13 protein-coding genes and 4 tRNA genes are annotated in these 15670 nt (G+C 74.9%); 9 read left to right on the top strand and 8 right to left on the bottom strand.

Translation table 11 applies throughout. From position 1 onward, the window contains the following. Positions 1–11: 11 nt before the first annotated feature. The 5 genes from BMY04_RS10435 to BMY04_RS10455 form a co-directional block, all read right to left on the bottom strand. On the bottom strand, positions 12–674 hold the full coding sequence (locus BMY04_RS10435) for a response regulator transcription factor (RefSeq protein WP_091179481.1): 663 nt from the start codon (positions 672–674) through the stop codon (positions 12–14). Between the two features lie 3 nt (positions 675–677). After that, a complete protein-coding gene (locus BMY04_RS10440; protein WP_091179483.1) occupies positions 678–1313 on the bottom strand; it encodes a response regulator transcription factor in 636 nt (211 codons plus the stop codon). Between the two features lie 55 nt (positions 1314–1368). Further along, positions 1369–2688, bottom strand: coding sequence for a sensor histidine kinase (locus tag BMY04_RS10445; protein WP_139209820.1), 1320 nt, complete (start codon positions 2686–2688; stop codon positions 1369–1371). Positions 2689–2879: 191 nt separating this feature from the next. Beyond that, positions 2880–2951 (bottom strand) — tRNA-Val (locus tag BMY04_RS10450). A 63-nt stretch (positions 2952–3014) separates the two neighbouring features. After that, positions 3015–3881, bottom strand: a complete 867-nt coding sequence (locus BMY04_RS10455; RefSeq protein ID WP_091179486.1) for an aminotransferase class IV — start codon at positions 3879–3881, stop codon at positions 3015–3017. A 165-nt stretch (positions 3882–4046) separates the two neighbouring features. On the opposite strand from BMY04_RS10455, the gene BMY04_RS10460 reads away from it, so the two are divergent. The 3 genes from BMY04_RS10460 to BMY04_RS10470 all read left to right on the top strand — a co-directional run bounded on the left by BMY04_RS10460 (position 4047) and on the right by BMY04_RS10470 (position 4311). After that, positions 4047–4119: transfer RNA gene (locus BMY04_RS10460), tRNA-Gly, on the top strand. A 45-nt stretch (positions 4120–4164) separates the two neighbouring features. After that, positions 4165–4235 (top strand) — tRNA-Cys (locus tag BMY04_RS10465). A 1-nt stretch (position 4236) separates the two neighbouring features. Next, positions 4237–4311 (top strand) — tRNA-Val (locus BMY04_RS10470). Between the two features lie 115 nt (positions 4312–4426). Here the strand turns inward: BMY04_RS10470 and BMY04_RS10475 are convergent. Then, complete coding sequence (locus BMY04_RS10475; protein WP_091179488.1) at positions 4427–5572, bottom strand: alpha/beta hydrolase; 1146 nt, start codon at positions 5570–5572, stop codon at positions 4427–4429. A 163-nt stretch (positions 5573–5735) separates the two neighbouring features. On the opposite strand from BMY04_RS10475, the gene BMY04_RS10480 reads away from it, so the two are divergent. Next, entirely contained in the window at positions 5736–6593 is an 858-nt protein-coding gene (locus BMY04_RS10480; RefSeq protein WP_091179490.1) for an NAD-dependent epimerase/dehydratase family protein, read from the top strand. Between the two features lie 15 nt (positions 6594–6608). On the opposite strand, the gene BMY04_RS10485 is transcribed toward BMY04_RS10480, so the two are convergent. Both BMY04_RS10485 and BMY04_RS10490 read right to left on the bottom strand, forming a co-directional pair. Continuing rightward, positions 6609–10100: a DEAD/DEAH box helicase gene (locus BMY04_RS10485; protein ID WP_091179492.1), complete on the bottom strand. Its 3492-nt coding sequence runs from the start codon at positions 10098–10100 to the stop codon at positions 6609–6611. Between the two features lie 45 nt (positions 10101–10145). Further along, entirely contained in the window at positions 10146–11273 is a 1128-nt protein-coding gene (locus BMY04_RS10490) for a CDP-glycerol glycerophosphotransferase family protein (protein WP_091179494.1), read from the bottom strand. A gap of 119 nt (positions 11274–11392) precedes the next feature. On the opposite strand from BMY04_RS10490, the gene BMY04_RS10495 reads away from it, so the two are divergent. The 5 genes from BMY04_RS10495 to BMY04_RS10515 are packed head-to-tail and all read left to right on the top strand — an operon-like array spanning position 11393 to position 15598. Continuing rightward, complete coding sequence (locus tag BMY04_RS10495) at positions 11393–12556, top strand: lycopene cyclase family protein (protein ID WP_091179495.1); 1164 nt, start codon at positions 11393–11395, stop codon at positions 12554–12556. Between the two features lie 35 nt (positions 12557–12591). Next, complete coding sequence (locus BMY04_RS10500; protein WP_091179497.1) at positions 12592–13383, top strand: SDR family NAD(P)-dependent oxidoreductase; 792 nt, start codon at positions 12592–12594, stop codon at positions 13381–13383. Further along, on the top strand, positions 13380–14111 hold the full coding sequence (locus BMY04_RS10505; protein WP_091179499.1) for an SDR family oxidoreductase: 732 nt from the start codon (positions 13380–13382) through the stop codon (positions 14109–14111). Before BMY04_RS10500 ends, BMY04_RS10505 begins: the two co-directional genes overlap by 4 nt. 51 nt (positions 14112–14162) lie before the next feature. After that, positions 14163–14954, top strand: coding sequence for a PIG-L deacetylase family protein (locus tag BMY04_RS10510; RefSeq protein WP_091179731.1), 792 nt, complete (start codon positions 14163–14165; stop codon positions 14952–14954). 26 nt (positions 14955–14980) lie between these two features. Beyond that, on the top strand, positions 14981–15598 hold the full coding sequence (locus BMY04_RS10515; RefSeq protein WP_091179501.1) for a hypothetical protein: 618 nt from the start codon (positions 14981–14983) through the stop codon (positions 15596–15598). Positions 15599–15670 lie beyond the last annotated feature (72 nt).

Below are 15670 nucleotides of genomic sequence, written 5' to 3' on the forward strand. Positions count from 1 at the left end.
GGTCCGGGGGTTCACCGGTCGTGGTCGAGCAGCCCGCGTTCACGGGCCTTGACCACCGCGTCGAGCTGGGTGCCCGCGCCGAGCTTGCGACGCAGCGACTTCACGTAGCCCTGGGCGGTCGCCAGCGTGATCCCCAGCTCCGCCGCCAGGTCGCGGACCGTGGTGCCGGCGGCGAGCAGCGCCAGGACCTCGCGCTCGCGACCGCTCAGCGCGACCGGCGCCGGGAGCTCCGAGGGCGGCCCGGTCGCGACCAGGTACGCCGACGGCGCGACCACGAGCTGGCCCCCGCGCACGCCGCGCAGGACGCCCACCAGCTCGTCGAGCGAGCCCGTCTTGCCGACGAAGGCGGAGGCGCCCGCCTGTGCGGCCCGGGCCACCCAGTCGGGTGCCGCGTGCGCGGTGAAGACGGCGACGAGCGTGCCCGGGGCGACCTGCCGGACCCGGGCCGTCGCGGCCAGGCCGTCGTCGTGGCCGATCTCGATGTCCATCACCACGACGTCGGGCCGCAGGCGGGCGGCCAGCTCGACGCCCTCGTCGGCCGTCGACGCCGTGCCGACGCAGACGAGCCCGTCGACGCCGTCGAGGGCGGCGCCGAGCATCTCCGCGAACGCGCGGTGGTCGTCGACCACGAGCACCGACCTCGGGTGCGCCTGGCCGCCCACCTGACCGGCCATGGGTCAGACCAGCTCCAGCTCCCGGGCCCGGTTGAGCGCCGTGATCCTGCTGCTGGCGTGCAGGGCCGCGTACACCGTCTTGAGGTAGCCGCGGCAGGTGTGCACGCTGATGCCCATCACCGCGGCGATGCTCTTGGGCTCGAGGCCGAGGGCCAGGTAGCCCAGCACCTCGAGCTGGCGCGGGGTGAGCCCGGACCGGGTGCCGGTCGCGTGCGGGTCCGACGGCAGCGCCGACGGGGCCACGCGCATCGGACCGGGGCGGGCCTCGCGGAGCAGGGCGACCAGCTCGCTCAGGGGGCCGCCCTTCGGGATGAAGGCCGACGCCCCGGCGCGGGCGGCCCGGGCCACCCACTCCCCGCCCTGGTGGGCGGTGACCACGGCGACGGCGGTCTCGGGGCTCGACGCCCGGACCCGCCGGCACGCCTCGAGCCCGTCGGTGCCGGGCATCGCGATGTCGGTCACGAGGACCGCGGGTCTGAGCTCGGCGGCCAGACGCACGGCCTCCTCGGCCGTCGTGGCGCTGCCGAGGCAGCGGAACCCTCCGGCCGCCTCCAGCGCGCCGAGCATGAGCTCGGCGAAGCTGCGGTGGTCGTCGACGACGAGCACCGTCGTCGCGGTGGCACGTGGACCAGTCGACATGACTTCCCCCCCGAAAAATCTGTCCACCTCACGGTAGCGCCGTCGAAGGGGCTCGTCAGGGGGGTTTGGGTACGCCTTCACCCACCTCGCCGACGGGCAGCTCGACGTGCACGCGGGTCCCCCCTCCAGGCCGCGGCGCGACGCTGAGGCGACCGCCCAGCGCCGCGACCTGGTCCCCGACGAGGCGCAGGCCCAGGTGCTCGTCGCGCCGCCGGTGGAGCCGGGCCGGGTCGATCCCCGCGCCGTCGTCGCCGACCTCGAGCCGGACGAGACCCCGACCGTGCGCGGGCGGGACCCGCTCCGCGCTCACCTCCACGTGGGAGGCGCGGGCGTGCTTCGTCACGTTGGCCAGGGCCTCCCGGGCGACCCGGTACAGCGCGACGGTCGTGTCGTCCCCCAGCGGACCGAGCTCACCCACGTGCAGCGTCACGTCCGTCCCGGCCTCCCGCAGAGGGGCGACGAGGGTCGCGAGCGCCTCGTCGAGGCCGGCCCCGCCCAGGTGCGGCGGGTAGAGGTCCGCCATCAGCCCACGGAGGTTCTCCACCGCCTCGCGCAGGGTCTGCTGCACCTGCGCCATCAGCGCCCGGTGCCGCTCGGGCACGTCGGGCGCGATCGCGCCGACGGCGTAGCCGAGGCCGGCCAGGTCCTGGATCGGGCCGTCGTGCAGGTCGGCCGAGAGGCGCGCCCGCTCCCGGTCGGAGGCCGAGAGCGCCCGCTCGAGCAGCCGGGCGCGTTCCGCCTCGTGCCGCACGAGCCGGCGGGCGAGCGAGACGACGATCGGGACCTGCACGAGCTGCAGGGTCAGCAGCGGCACGACCACGAGCGGCAGCGACTGGCGCAGCAGGTCGTCCGCGACCCGGTCCACCCGGTCGTAGTCGTAGTACGCCTCGAGCGCCAGCGGGGTGAGGCCGGCCACGCGGAGCGGGACCACGACGTCGACGTAGCGGGGCGGGCCGTCCTGGTCGTCCTCGGTGCCGCCCACCCGGCGCGGCTCCGGGGCGTCGTCCTCGAGCATCGAGGTGGTGCGTCCGGCGAGTGCGGCGGCGACGTTGCGCGGCGTGGGCTGCGGACGACGGCCGACCTCCTCGGGACGGTCGGAGAAGACGACCGTGCCGTCGTCGGACCAGACCACCACGTCGTCCAGGTAGCCGTCGGCCTTGCGGACCCGGACCGCCTCGACCAGGTCGTCGGCGTCGTCACGGTCGTGGGCGACGTACCCGGCCAGCAGCGGCGCCACGACGAGGTCGGCCATCCGGCGGGTGGTCCGCTCCGCCTCGTCGAGCGCCTGCTCACGGGCCACCGAGTGGCTGGCGACGGCGGCCGACAGGGCGATGAGGACCAGGACGGCCGCACCGAGGCCGATGACGACGGTCACCTCACGTCGACCCGCGCGACGAGGGCGGCCGGAGACCCCCGGCCAGGCGCGTCGTCGCCCTGCCATCGCGCCTCCCCCGAGATCGCGTGGCGCGATGCTAGGCCTGTGGAAGTCGGCCGGCTAGTCCACCCAAGGGGGACGCGGTCGGGTCGTACGGCGCGGTCACGCGGCGAGGCGGACCTGCGGGCGGGTGGGCGATACTGGGTTCGAACCAGTGACCTCTTCGGTGTGAACGAAGCGCGCTACCACTGCGCCAATCGCCCCCGCTGCCCCGGAGGGCGGGCATCACCATACCTGATCCGGACGGCCACCTCGTCGCCGTGGGATCAGGGGTCGAGGTCGGCGCCCGACCGTTCCGCGAACAGGCCGGCCAGCCCAGCCGTGACCGCGCCCAGGCCCGTGAACGCGCGGGAGTCCCAGCGCTCGACGAGCTGGACGTCGCGCAGCGAGGAGGTCAGGAACACCTCGTCCGCGCTCAGCGCCTCCTCCAGCGTGAGGTCGCGCTCGGTGACGTCGACCCACTCGAGCAGCAGCTCGCGGGTGATCCCCGCGAGCGACCCGGCGCTGAGCGGCGGGGTGACGACCTCGCGGCCGAAGACGCAGAAGACGTTGGTGCCGGTGCCCTCGCAGACGTCCCCGGCGGTGTTCAGGAAGATCGTCTCGCCGCAGCCGTGGGCGCGGGCGAAGGCCAGGCCGCGGACGTTCTCGCCGTACGAGGTCGACTTCACCCCGGTCAGCGCGCCGTGCTCGTTGCGGCGCCAGGGCGCGGTGACCACGTCGGTGCTCGCCGGCGGGTGGTCGGTGGCGGCGGCCGCGACCACGAGCGTGGGGACGCCGTACGCGGCCTGCGAGCCCAGCGGGCCGTCGCCGCCGGTGTAGGTGATCCGGATCTTGCCGTGCGCGAACGTCCGGTCGCCCAGGACGGCGTCGACCCCGTCCCGGATCGCGTCCCGGTCGGGCGTGGGCAGACCCATGGCCACGGCGGACCGTTCCAGCCGGTCGAGGTGGCGGCGCAGCGCGAACGGGCCCTCCGGCGTGACCTTCAGCGCCTCGAAGACGCCGTCGCCGACCACGAGCCCGTGGTCGGTGGCGCCGACCCGCGCGTCGCGGGCGTCGGCGTACAGGTGCCCGTCGATCCAGACGGTCGGCCTGGTCCCGACCTCGGTGGCGGACGCGTCCCGGTCGAGCTGCATCCGGCCAGCCTAGGCAGGGGGCCGGTGTGGCGGACGCCACGACGCGAGGACACGCGCAGACGTGAGACGTTTGGACTCCCGCCCCGGCCTCGGCTAGTGTCTTCTCTCGCGCCCCGGACGGGAAACCGGCAGGGAGAGCAGGCCGGGAGACCAGCCAGGGCGCATGCGGACGTGGCTCAGTTGGTAGAGCATCACCTTGCCAAGGTGAGGGTCGCGGGTTCGAATCCCGTCGTCCGCTCGGAGCGAGTCTCGCCCACCCCGTTGGGGAGAAGTAGTTCCCCCTGGTGGAGTGGCCGAGAGGCGAGGCAACGGACTGCAAATCCGTGTACACGGGTTCAAATCCCGTCTCCACCTCGGGCGATTGGCGCAGCGGTAGCGCGCTTCCCTGACACGGAAGAGGTCACTGGTTCGATCCCAGTATCGCCCACCAGCAAGAGGCACCTTCGGACAAGTCCGAGGGTGCCTCTTCCTCGTGGTGCCGGGCCGGACGGAGCAGGTCGACCTCGCTCAGCGAGCGACGACCAGGACCACCAACCCGAGGACGGCTAGCCGGCCGGCTGGAACCCCGGCACGGTGGTCCCCAGCCAGGTGAGCGCGCCCGGCAGCAGCTGGACCCAGACGCTCATCCGGTGCCCCGCGTCCTGCAGGACGGTGGCGTTGACCGCCGTGGGGCGCCGGACGTCGCGCAGGAACCGGGCCGACGTCGGGTAGGAGTCGCGGTCGGCGTGCGAGGTCTCCAGCCACATCGCGATCGGCGGCGGGTTCCGGTGCGCGAGCGTGAGCAGGTCGTACGCGCGCCCGAGCGGGGTCCGCGGCTCGAAGGGGCGGTAGTACGGGCCGAACCACGGCGTGAAGTAGCCCGCCATGACCACCGCCGCGGAGTAGGTCCCGGGGTGCCGCATCGCGGCCATGGCCGCGCACCAGCCGCCCGCGGACAGCCCGATCGTCGCCCACGACTGGCGGTCGGTGCGGACGGCGAAGTGGTCCACCACCCAGTTCGGCACGTCGGTGGTCAGCCACGTCTCGACCTTGGGGTTGTTCCCGCCGCCGTCGACGCACTCGGAGTCCACGCCGACGGGCACCTCGGTCTGCGGCGACACGATGATCGGCGCGACGAGCTTGCCCGCCGCGGACGCCTGGTCGACGGCCTGCCCGAGGTGGAGGACGTCGAGCCACTGGGTGGGCTGGCCAGGGTAGCCCTGGAACGTCTCCAGCACCGGGTAGCGCCGCGCCGAGGCCGGGTCGTAGCCGGGCGGGAGTCGGACGACCACGGTGCTCGTGATCCCGCTCGCCCGGCCCTTGACCGTGTACGTGAAGCGGGAGCCGGAGCCCGGGAGCGCCGGCAGCTTCCGGGGCGGCGCGACCGTGATCGAGCGGCCCGCGCGGTCGGTCAGCCGCGCCGCCGCAGCGCCGCCGGCGTCGCCGCCCTTGGTGATGCTGGCCGCCTTCGGGGCACCTCCGAAGCTGTTCGCCAGGTCGGTCCAGCTGGCGTAGAAGAGGAACTGCCGGTTCAGCAGCACGCCGGCCAGGAGCACCACCAGCACGTTGACGAGCAGGATCCCGCCCGTGCGCCCGAGGACGGTCAGCACGCCCGTGCGCGACAGCCGCGGCCAGAGCACCACGAGACCGGCGAGGACGAGCAGCGCCACCACCCCGACCAGGACGGGGAACTCCCAGCTGATCAGGCCCATCGACCGCTCACTCCTTCGCCGCCCGGACCTGCCCGTTCAGGTTCCATCCCGGCAACGCGAGGCCAGGCCCGACGGGTGCCCGGGCGGCTCCGGACACGCACAGGTTGCGCACAGCGCGGTCGCCGCACCACGCACGCCCCTCGGTGTGCCAGGCTCCGTGATCATGAGAGTCGTCGTGACCGGAGGCAACGGACGAGCAGGGCGCTGGGTGGTGCGCGACCTGGCGGAGGCGGGCCACGAGGTCGTGAACGTCGACCTCGCGCCCGCGCCGCAGCACGACCTGCCCGGTGAGTTCTGCGCCGTGGACCTGACCGACGCCGGGCAGGTGTACGACGCGCTCGCGCAGTTCCGGCCCGACGGCGTCGCGCACCTGGCGGCCAACCCCTCTCCCAGCGGCCACGCGCGGGTCGGGGTGTTCGACAACAACGTGCTCAGCGCGCACAACGTGCTGCAGGCCGCCGGCGACCTCGGGGTCGCCCGGGTCGTCTACGCCTCCAGCGAGATGGCCACCGGCCTGCTCACCGACGGCGTCGTGCCCGACCGGATCCCCTTCGACGAGTCCGAGCGCCGCCCCTCGCCGAACGCGTACGCGCTGAGCAAGTACATCAGCGAGGTCGTCGCCGACTCGGTCGCGCTGGCCAGCCCCTCGACGGCCTGGGTCGGGCTGCGCATCAACAACGTGATCGACCCCGACGGCTACGCACGGTTCCGGGACGAGTGGGCGGACCCGAGCCTGAGCAGCGCGAACTTCTGGAGCTACATCGACGCGCGCGACGTCGGCACCGCCTACCGCGCGGCGCTCGAGGGCACCAGCACCGGCCACGAGGTCTGCCTCATCGCGGCGGCCGACACCCGCGCGGTGCGCGGGCTGCGCGAGCTGATGGCCGAGCACTACGCCGGCTACGACCGCGTGGCGCCCGACCACGACGACCACCGCTCCGCCTTCGACTGCACCAAGATGCGCGCGCTGTTCGGCTGGACGCCGAGCCACTCCTGGCGCGACGTCCTCGACGCGGGCTGAGCGACCGGCCCTCCCTCAGCCGACCAGCGCCGCGAGGTCGCCGGCGGTGAGGGCCGCGCCGAGCTCGACCTCGCCGTCGAGGACGCTGGCGAACAGCTCGGCCTTGCGCGCCGACAGCGCGACCACCTTCTGCTCGACGGTGTCGGCGGACACGAGCCGGTAGACCATGACCGGCCGCGTCTGGCCGATGCGGTGCGTCCGGTCGACGGCCTGCGCCTCGACGGCCGGGTTCCACCAGGGGTCGAGGACGAAGACGTAGTCGGCCTCGACGAGGTTGAGCCCCGTACCGCCCGCCTTGAGGCTGATCAGGAACACCGGCGCGCTCCCCCGCCGGAAGGCGTCGACGACCTCGGCCCGCCGGGTCGTGCTCCCGTCGAGGTACGCGTACGCGATGCCCTGCTCGTCGAGCCGCGCCCGCACCCGGCCGAGGAACCGGGTGAACTGGCTGAACACCAGCGCCCGGTGCCCCTCGGCCGCCAGCTCGGTCAGCCGCGCAACGAGCTCGTCCACCTTGGCCGAGCCCGTGCCCTCGTGCACCGGGTCGACCAGGGCCGGGTCGAGCGCGAGCTGCCGCAGGCGGGTCAGCGAGGCGAGGATGGTGATGCGGTTCTGCTCCAGCCCGTCGGGGTCGTCGAGCAGCTTGAGCAGGCGCTGCCGCTCCCGCGCCAGGTGGGTGTCGTAGATCCGGCGGTGCTGCGGGGACAGCGTCACCTCGACCAGCTGCACCTGCTTGGGCGGCAGGTCGGCCGCGACCAGGTCCTTGGTGCGGCGCAGGACGACCGGCCGGATCCGGCGCAGCAGCGCCGGGAGGGCGTCGGGGTCGGCGTGCTGCTCGATGGGCTGGGCCACCGTGGTCCGGAACGCCTCCGCGTACGGGAAGATCCCCGGCGCGGTGAGCGAGAGGATCGACCACAGCTCCATGAGGTTGTTCTCCAGCGGCGTGCCGGTGATCGCGAAGCGGCAGCCGGCGTCGACGTCGCGCAGCGCCGCCCAGGTCTTGCTGCGGTGGTTCTTGACCGCCTGCGCCTCGTCCAGCACCAGCCCCGCCCAGCGCACGGCGGCGTACGCGTCGGCCTCCAGGCGCAGCAGCGTGTAGGTGGTGACGACCACGTCCGGCGCTGTGTCCTGAGGGGGGACGACCCCCCACACCCCCCGCTGGGTTCCACTCGCTGGCGCTCGCGGAACCCCTGCCACGAGCTCGGCGACCGAACGTCCCCGCCGGGCCGCGCTGCTCGTCACCGCCTCGAGGCGCAGGCCGGGCGTGAACCGTTCCGCCTCCGACTGCCAGGTCGCCACGACGCTGGACGGCACGACGACGAGGAACGGGGTCCGCTCGGCCTCGCCGTCCTGCGCCGCCGGTTCCTCGCGGGCGCGGGCGATCATGGCGAGCGTCTGCACCGTCTTGCCCAGGCCCATGTCGTCGGCGAGCACGCCGCCCAGCCCCTGGCGCCGCAGGAAGCTCAGCCACTGGTAGCCCTCGTGCTGGTAGGGCCGCAGCGTCGCCCGCAGCCCGGCGGGCAGCGGTTCCGTGGGCAGGTCGGCGCCGCTCTCGACGAGCCGGCGCAGCGCCCCCGAGGCGGCTGCCCACTCGGCGAGCTGGCCCTGCGTCGCCCCGATCTCCTCGACCTCGGCCAGCAGCCCGTGGGCCTGCCGGTTGATCCGGACGACGTCGTCCTCGTCGTCGACCCGGGCGGCGGCCTCGTCCTGCTTGCGCCGCAGCGGCGAGCGCCGGTCGGCGAAGGCCCGCGCCTCCTCGACCAGGCGGGCGAGCCGGTCGAGCTCGGGGCGGTCCAGGTTCACGTACGCGCCGGGCCGGAGCATCACCACGGTCTGGCCGGTCGCGAGCGCCTTCAGCACCGTCGGCAGCCCGAGCCACACCGTGCCGAGCTCGTCGTCCTCGACGGAGACGAGCACCTCCAGGTCGAGCCAATCGGTGTGGTCCTTGCGCTCGGCCGCGCCGCGCGGGTGGAACTGCACCTGCGGCACGCCGGTCACCTCGCGGAACTGCGGCGGCGCGCCGTTGGTGACGACCTCGACGTCGGGGTGGGCCTGCAGCCGCGGCAGGTGCTGCTGCGCGAAGCGCATGGCCTCGACGTCGCGCAGCCGCAGCCGGGGCGTGAGGGTGCCGGGCCCGCGCAGGCCCAGGCCGAGGAGGGTGTCGAGCTCCTCGTCGCCCCGCACGCGCTCGACCAGCGCCGCCTCGGCCGCCCGGTCGCGCCAGCCGCGCACGGCGTCCGGCCGCTCGTCCACCGGGAACTGCTGCACCTGCTCGCCGCGGCGGTAGAGCCAGCGCCACACCAGCTCGACCTGGCCGTCGTCGGCCCAGGTCGCCTCCCCGCGCAGGGTCACCACCGCCGGCCCCGGGATGTCCACGGAACCGTCGCGCGACGTCACGGTGACCGACGACGCGAGCGCCGGCAGGTACTCCCCGAGCAGCTCGGGCGCGGCCGGTGCGTCGACCCGCAGGTCCGTGCCCGAGTCGATCCAGGTCCGGACGGACGTGGGAACCGGGGCGGCGAGCGGCGCGAGCACGAGCCGCGTGGCGCCCGAGGGGTCGCGTCGACGGAGCACGGCCCCGTGCGGAGGCTCGCCGATCGTCGCGACGTCGGCCGAGCCGTACGCCACCCCGTCGAGCGCGAGCCCGGCGCTGACCACCACCTCGCCGTCGTCGCGGCGCACGTCGAACATCACCGTCGCCTGGTCCTCGGCCAGGGCGACCTCGGCCTCCGGCTCGGACGCGACGAGCGGCATCCCCCGCTCGACCACCCGGCCCAGGGCGCGCCACAGCCCGGGGCCCGCGCCGTGCAGGTCGAGGGCGTCGGAGCTCGCGCCGAGGTAGCCGCGGTGCCCGAGGAGCGCGGACTTGAGCTCGGCCAGCGCCTGCAGGTCGTCGGGGTGCGCCTGCGGCGGCTCGGGCGCGCGGCTCCAGGCGGGCGCGTACGGGTCGGTGCCGATGCGGGACCACTCGGCCCCCCGGCGGACCCAGCGCCCGTTGGTCCCGCGGCGCACCGGGCGCACCCACAGCCGCAGCGCCGCCTCGGCGGGGCCCCAGCGGCTGCGCGCCGGCGGCTTGGGCAGCACCAGCTCCACGCCGAGGGGGACGGCCGGGGTCTGCTCCGCTGCGCGGGGCGCGACCTCGTCGAGGACGTCGTCGAGCACCGCCCGCCAGTCGGGCCGCCGGCTCTGCCCGAGGGAGTCCGACAGCGCGCAGACGAGGGCGAAGACGTGCTTGCAGTCGAAGGCGACCGGGCAGGTGCACGTGGTGCGGAGCTCGACCCGGCCGGGCCCGGCGCGCTCGGCGACGATCGAGGCGCGGTAGGGCACCGTGCCGTTCACGAGCCCGGACGCGAAGAGCGAGCCGCCGTCCCACTCGTGGTTGACGTGCGAGACGCGGCCGGTCGAGGCGTACTCCTGCCCGCGCCGCCGGGTGCCGGGGTCGAAGGCGGCGTCACGGCGCAGCAGGGACAGGACGTCGCCCAGCCCCACCGTGCTCCCGCCGCCCGCCACGCCGACAACCTAGGCGAGCCCTCCGACAGAACCCTCCGGCAGAGCTCAGCGGGTCGCGTGCCCCGCGAGCAGCCGCTCCCGCACGAAGCGGCCCACGCGCCGGGTGGCGTGACCGTCGTCGAGGACGCAGTACGTCGTGCGGAACGTCGCGTAGCGCTTCGCGAAGCGGGCGCGGACCCCGGGCAGGTCCCGCAGGGCCGCGGTCAGCGACTCCTGCGTGGCCACCACCGGCCCGGGCGCCACCGGCTCGAGGTCGAAGTAGAAGCCGCGGTCCACGTCGCGGTAGGTCGGCAGGTCGTAGGCGTAGAACACCAGCGGCTTGCCGGTCACGGCGAAGTCGAACATCGACGACGAGTAGTCGGTGACGAGGACGTCGGCCGCGGCGTAGAGCTCGGCGATGTCGGGGTGACGCGACACGTCGACGACGCCGGGGACGTCGAACGGGGCCAGCCTCTCGGTCATGAAGTAGTGGACGCGGGTGAGCAGGCGGACGCCGGGCCCGAGGTCGGCGGCCAGCTTCGGGAGGTCGAGCGACAGCTCCAGGGGCGGCGCGGACGGGTCGGCGAAGAACCGGTCGCGGAACGTGGGCGCGTAGAGCACGACCGTCTCGTCGTCGGCCAGCCCGAGCAGCGAGCGGGTGCGGGCCCGGACCTCGTCCACGCGCGGCGGCTGGAGCACGTCGTTGCGCGGGTAGCCCAGCTCGAGCACGTCCCCCTCCCAGCGGAACGCGCTGCGCAGCCGCGGCGTGCTCGCCGGGCTCGGCGACAGCAGGTGGTCCCAGCGCGCGATGTCCAGGTCGAGCCAGTCCAGCCGCCCGGGCGGCGCCCAGCGCACGTCGCGGTGCACCGTCTTGAGCGGCGTGCCGTGCCACAGCTGGAGGTACGTCGCGCCGGCGCGCTTGCGCCACTCGATCTCGAGGTGGGTGTTGGCCAGCACGAGGTCGGCCTGCTCCAACGCCTCCACCGCCTCCGCGGAGGCGTACGGGACCGTCGTCACGTCGGCGGGGAAGGAGTCGGCGTGCGCCGGGTCGGCCAGCCAGACGTGGTGCGCCGGCACCTTCTCCCGCAGCCAGCGGTGGAGCGCGCGGGGGCTGTCGCTGAAGCGGCCGGCGAAGGAGTCGTAGACGATCGTGGGTCGGTCGGCGGACCCGGGCTCCGTGCTTCGCGTGCTCATGGGACGAGAAAGTATGCCTCCCGACCCAGGTCGCGCACCTTCAAGCGGTTGCACCCCTGAGGGCCTACGCATGCACCCGCTCAGCACGCCCTCCGGACGACGGCTGGCACACTCGGCCCGTGGCGACCACCCGCAGGCCGGTCGTCGTGCTCGGCCTCGGTCCCGCGGGCCGGGCCGCCGCGCACCGGCTGGCGGCCACCGGGGTCGACGTCGTCGCGGTCGACCCGCACCCCGCACGCCGCTGGACGCCGACGTACGCGGCGTGGGCCGACGAGCTGCCCGGCTGGCTGCCCGACGCCGTCGTGGCCACCCGGACGCCGGGCCCGCGTGCCTGGGCCGGCGGCGAGCACCGCGTGGACCGGACCTACGTCGTCCTGGACACACCCGCGCTGCAGGACGCGCTCGACCTCGAGGGCGTCGCGGTGGTGCCGGGCACCGTGGTCGACGCCGACGCCCACCGCGTCGGCCTGGCCGACGGCACCGTGCTCGAGGCCGACCTCGTGCTCGACGCCCGCGGCTCCCGCCCGCAGGAGGGCCGGGCGGCGCAGACCGCGTACGGCGTCGTCGTGGAGACCGGCCGGGCCGCGCCGGCCGGGGGGCCGTGGTTCATGGACTGGCGCGACGACTGGCGCGAGCCGGGCGACACGGAACCCGGCGCTCCCCCGTCTTTCCTCTACGCCGTCCCGCTCGACGACCGCACGACGCTGCTGGAGGAGACCTGCCTCGTGGGCCGCCCCGCGCTCGGGCTCGACGAGCTCCGCCGGCGCCTTGAGCGCCGCCTGGCCGCCCGGGGCGTCGTCCTGCGCGGCGACGAGCGCGTCGAACGGGTGCGCTTCAGCGTCGAGCCCGACCCGGACGTCCCACCGCCCGGGCGTCGGCGCGACGGCAACCGGCCGGTCGCTCTCGGCGCACGGGCCGGGCTCATGCACCCCGCGACCGGCTACAGCGTCGCCCTCGCGCTGCGCGTCGCCGAGGACCTCGCCCAGGCCGTCGCCTCCGGCCGCGACGTCTGGTCGGTGCTCTGGTCGCCGCGGGCCCGTCAGGTGCAGCGGCTGCGGGCCACCGGGCTCACCACGCTGCTGCGGCTGCCGCCGGACGGCGTCGAGCGCTTCTTCGCCGCCTTCTTCGCCCTGCCGGCCGCCCGGCAGCGCGCGTACCTGTCGGACCGCACCGACCCGGCGGGCACCCTGAGCGCGATGGCGCAGATGGCCCGGACGCTCCCGGCCCCCCTCACCGCAGTGGCGGTCACCTCCTCCCTGCCACGATGGGCGCGGCGGTCCTGAACAAACGGCGACCGCCTCGAGCGAAGGAGCCGAGGGTGGAGCTGGACCTGAGCGGGCGCGTCGTGGTCGTCACGGGCGCGGGGCGCGGCATCGGACGGGTGATCGCGGAGACGTTCGTGCGCGAGCGCGCCGTGGTCGTGGGCGTGGACCTGGCGGCCGACTCCCTGGCCTGGCTCGACGAGGCGCGCGCCGCCGCCGGGGTGGACGGGGCGTCGATGCCCTGCGACGTCACCGACGGGCCCGGCACCACGGCCCTGGTCCAGGAGGTGGTGGAGCGCTTCGGCCGCGTCGACGTGCTCGTCAACAACGCCGGCGTCATCCTCGAGGGCCGCATCGAGGACCTGTCCGACGAGGACTGGGACCGCTGCTTCGCGGTCAACGTGGGCGGCACGTTCAAGATGTGCCGCGCCGTCGCCGGGCCCATGAAGGCGCAGCGCTCGGGCCGCATCGTCAACGCGGCGTCGTTCGCCGCGATCGTCCCCGCGATCGGCGCCGGCGCGTACGCCGCCACCAAGTCCGCCGTCGTCCAGCTGACCCGCGCTCTGGCCGGCGAGCTCGGGCCGTGGGACGTGACCGTGAACTGCTACGCGCCGGGCATGGTCCCGACGGCCATGAACGGCTTCGCCGACATGCCGGAAGCGGCGCAGGAGCGCCTGCTCGACACCCTGACGCTGCGTCGGTGGGGCGACCCGCAGGAGGTGGCCGACGCCGTGCTGTTCCTGGCCAGCGACGCCGCGCGCTACGTGACGGGCACGCTGCTCGACGTCAGCGGCGGCAAGCTCGCGACCCAGCTGCCGCAGCGCGCGTACGAGCAGGCGCGCGCGTGAGCGGCCGCGTCGTCTGGGTCACCGGGGCCGGCAGCGGCATGGGACGGGCGGCCGCCGTCGCCGCCGCCCGGACCGGGCGCCGGGTCGCGCTGTCCGGCCGCCGCCGCGAGGCGCTGGAGGAGACCGCGTCGCTCGCCGCCGAGGCGGGCCGCGACGCCGGGGGCGAGACGCTCGTCGTGCCGCTCGACGTGGCCGACGCGGGCGCGGTGCCCGGTGCGGCGGCGCTCGTGCGCGAGCGCTGGGGCCGGGTCGACGACCTCGTGCTGGCCGCCGGGCTGAACCAGCCGCGGCGGGCGTGGGCCGACCAGGACCTCGCGGGCTTCTCCGACGTCGTCACGACCAACCTCACGGGGGTCGTCGCCGTGGTCGACGCGGCGCTGCCCGACCTGCGGGCCTCCGGCGGCCAGGTGGTCGTCGTGTCGTCGTACTCGGGCTGGCGCTTCTCCCCCGGCGCCGGCGTCGCCTACTCCTCGAGCAAGACGGCGCTGACCATGGTCTGCCAGACCCTCAACGCGCAGGAGGCCCGCCACGGCGTGCGTGCCTGCCACCTGTGCCCGGGCGACGTGGACACCGACTTCCTCGGCTTCCGACCGCAGGTGCCCGACGAGGCGGCCCGCGCGGTGATGCTGACGCCCGACGACGTGGCCCGCACCGTGCTCTTCGTGCTCGACTCCCCCGCGCACGTCCGCATCGACGAGCTCGTGGTCAGCCCCGTCTCGCAGACCTGATCCCCGTCTCGCAAGCCCGAGCGGGGTGCGCCGGGACCGTAACCTGTGCGCGTGACCGAGCAGGGCGGGACCCGACCGCCGCAGCAGACCACCGGCGGCAGCCCCTTCGGCTGGGCGGAGCCCCTGCCCGACGCCGAGGTGGAGCGGGCCCTCGTGGTCGCCGCGCACCCCGACGATGCCGACTTCGGTGCGGCCGGGACCGTCGCGGGCTGGGTCGCGGCGGGCATCGAGGTGACCCTGCTGCTCTGCACCCGCGGCGACCAGGGCGGGTTCGACGACACGCCCCGTGACGAGATGCCGCTGCTGCGCGAGCGGGAGCAGCGTGCCGCCTCCGCCGCGGTCGGCGTCACCGACGTGCGCTTCCTCGACGGGTTCAACGACGGCTGGCTGGAGCCCACCTGGGACCTGCAGCGCGAGATCGTCCGGGTGCTGCGCGACGTCCGCCCGCAGCGGGTGCTGTGCCAGTCGCCGGTCCGGATGCTCCAGCGCCTGCAGGCGTCGCACCCCGACCACCTGGCCGCCGGCGAGGCCACCGTCCGGGCCGTCTACCCCGCCTCGGAGAACCGGTTCGCGTGGCCGGAGCTGGTGCTCGAGGAGGGCCTCGAGCCGTGGAAGGTCGTCGAGCTGTGGCTGATGGCCCACCCCGACAGCCCGCACACCGTCGACATCACCGACCGGTTCGACCGCAAGGTCGCGGCGCTGCAGGCCCACGCCTCGCAGACCGCGCACCTCGGCGACGGCCTGGAGGGGATGCTCCGCGGGTGGAACGCCGCCAACGCCGAGCGCGCCGGCCTGCCCGAGGGGCACCTGGCCGAGGTGTTCGCGGTTTCGCGCATCAACTGAGGGCCGCGCTCGCCTAGCGTGCGGCCATGGCGGCCAACCACCCGAAGAGCTGGGACGACAAGTACACCGACCCCGACCTGCGCGCGCGGCTCAAGGACGAGGTCCAGGCCGGCGACAAGGGTGGCAAGCCCGGGCAGTGGAGCGCGCGCAAGGCGCAGCTGCTCAAGGCCGCGTACGAGCGTGAGGGCGGCGGCTACCTCGGCGAGAAGGACGAGACCCAGCAGCACCTGTCGCAGTGGTCGAAGGAGGACTGGCAGACCTCCGACGGCAGCGGTGACGCCCGGACCGGCTCGCCCGACGAGAAGGGCGGGGCGTCGAAGCGCTACCTGCCCAAGGAGGCCTGGGACGAGCTGAGCGACGCGGAGAAGAAGGCGACGAACGCTCGCAAGGCGGAGGGCAGCGCCCACGGCGAGCAGTTCGTGCCCAACACCGACGCGGCCGAGCGGGCCGGGCGGCACGCGCGCGAGCACGACGACCCCGGGATCGAGGGTTTCGCCGACCTCGACGCCAAGGAGGCGGTCAAGGCCGTCGGCCACGTCGACGACGCCGCCACCCTCGACCGGGTGGAGGCGTACGAGCGCGCGCACGCGGCTCGCAAGACGGTCCTCGAGCGCGTGGCACGCGTCCGCGACCGGTTGGGGTGAGCAGGTACGTTCTCCAACCCGGGAATTTCGACATCGAAGCCTTCGTTGCGAAACCTCGGGTACGAGGACGAG

The organism is Microlunatus flavus (genome assembly GCF_900110855.1).
In the GTDB taxonomy this organism is placed as follows: domain Bacteria; phylum Actinomycetota; class Actinomycetes; order Propionibacteriales; family Propionibacteriaceae; genus Microlunatus; species Microlunatus flavus.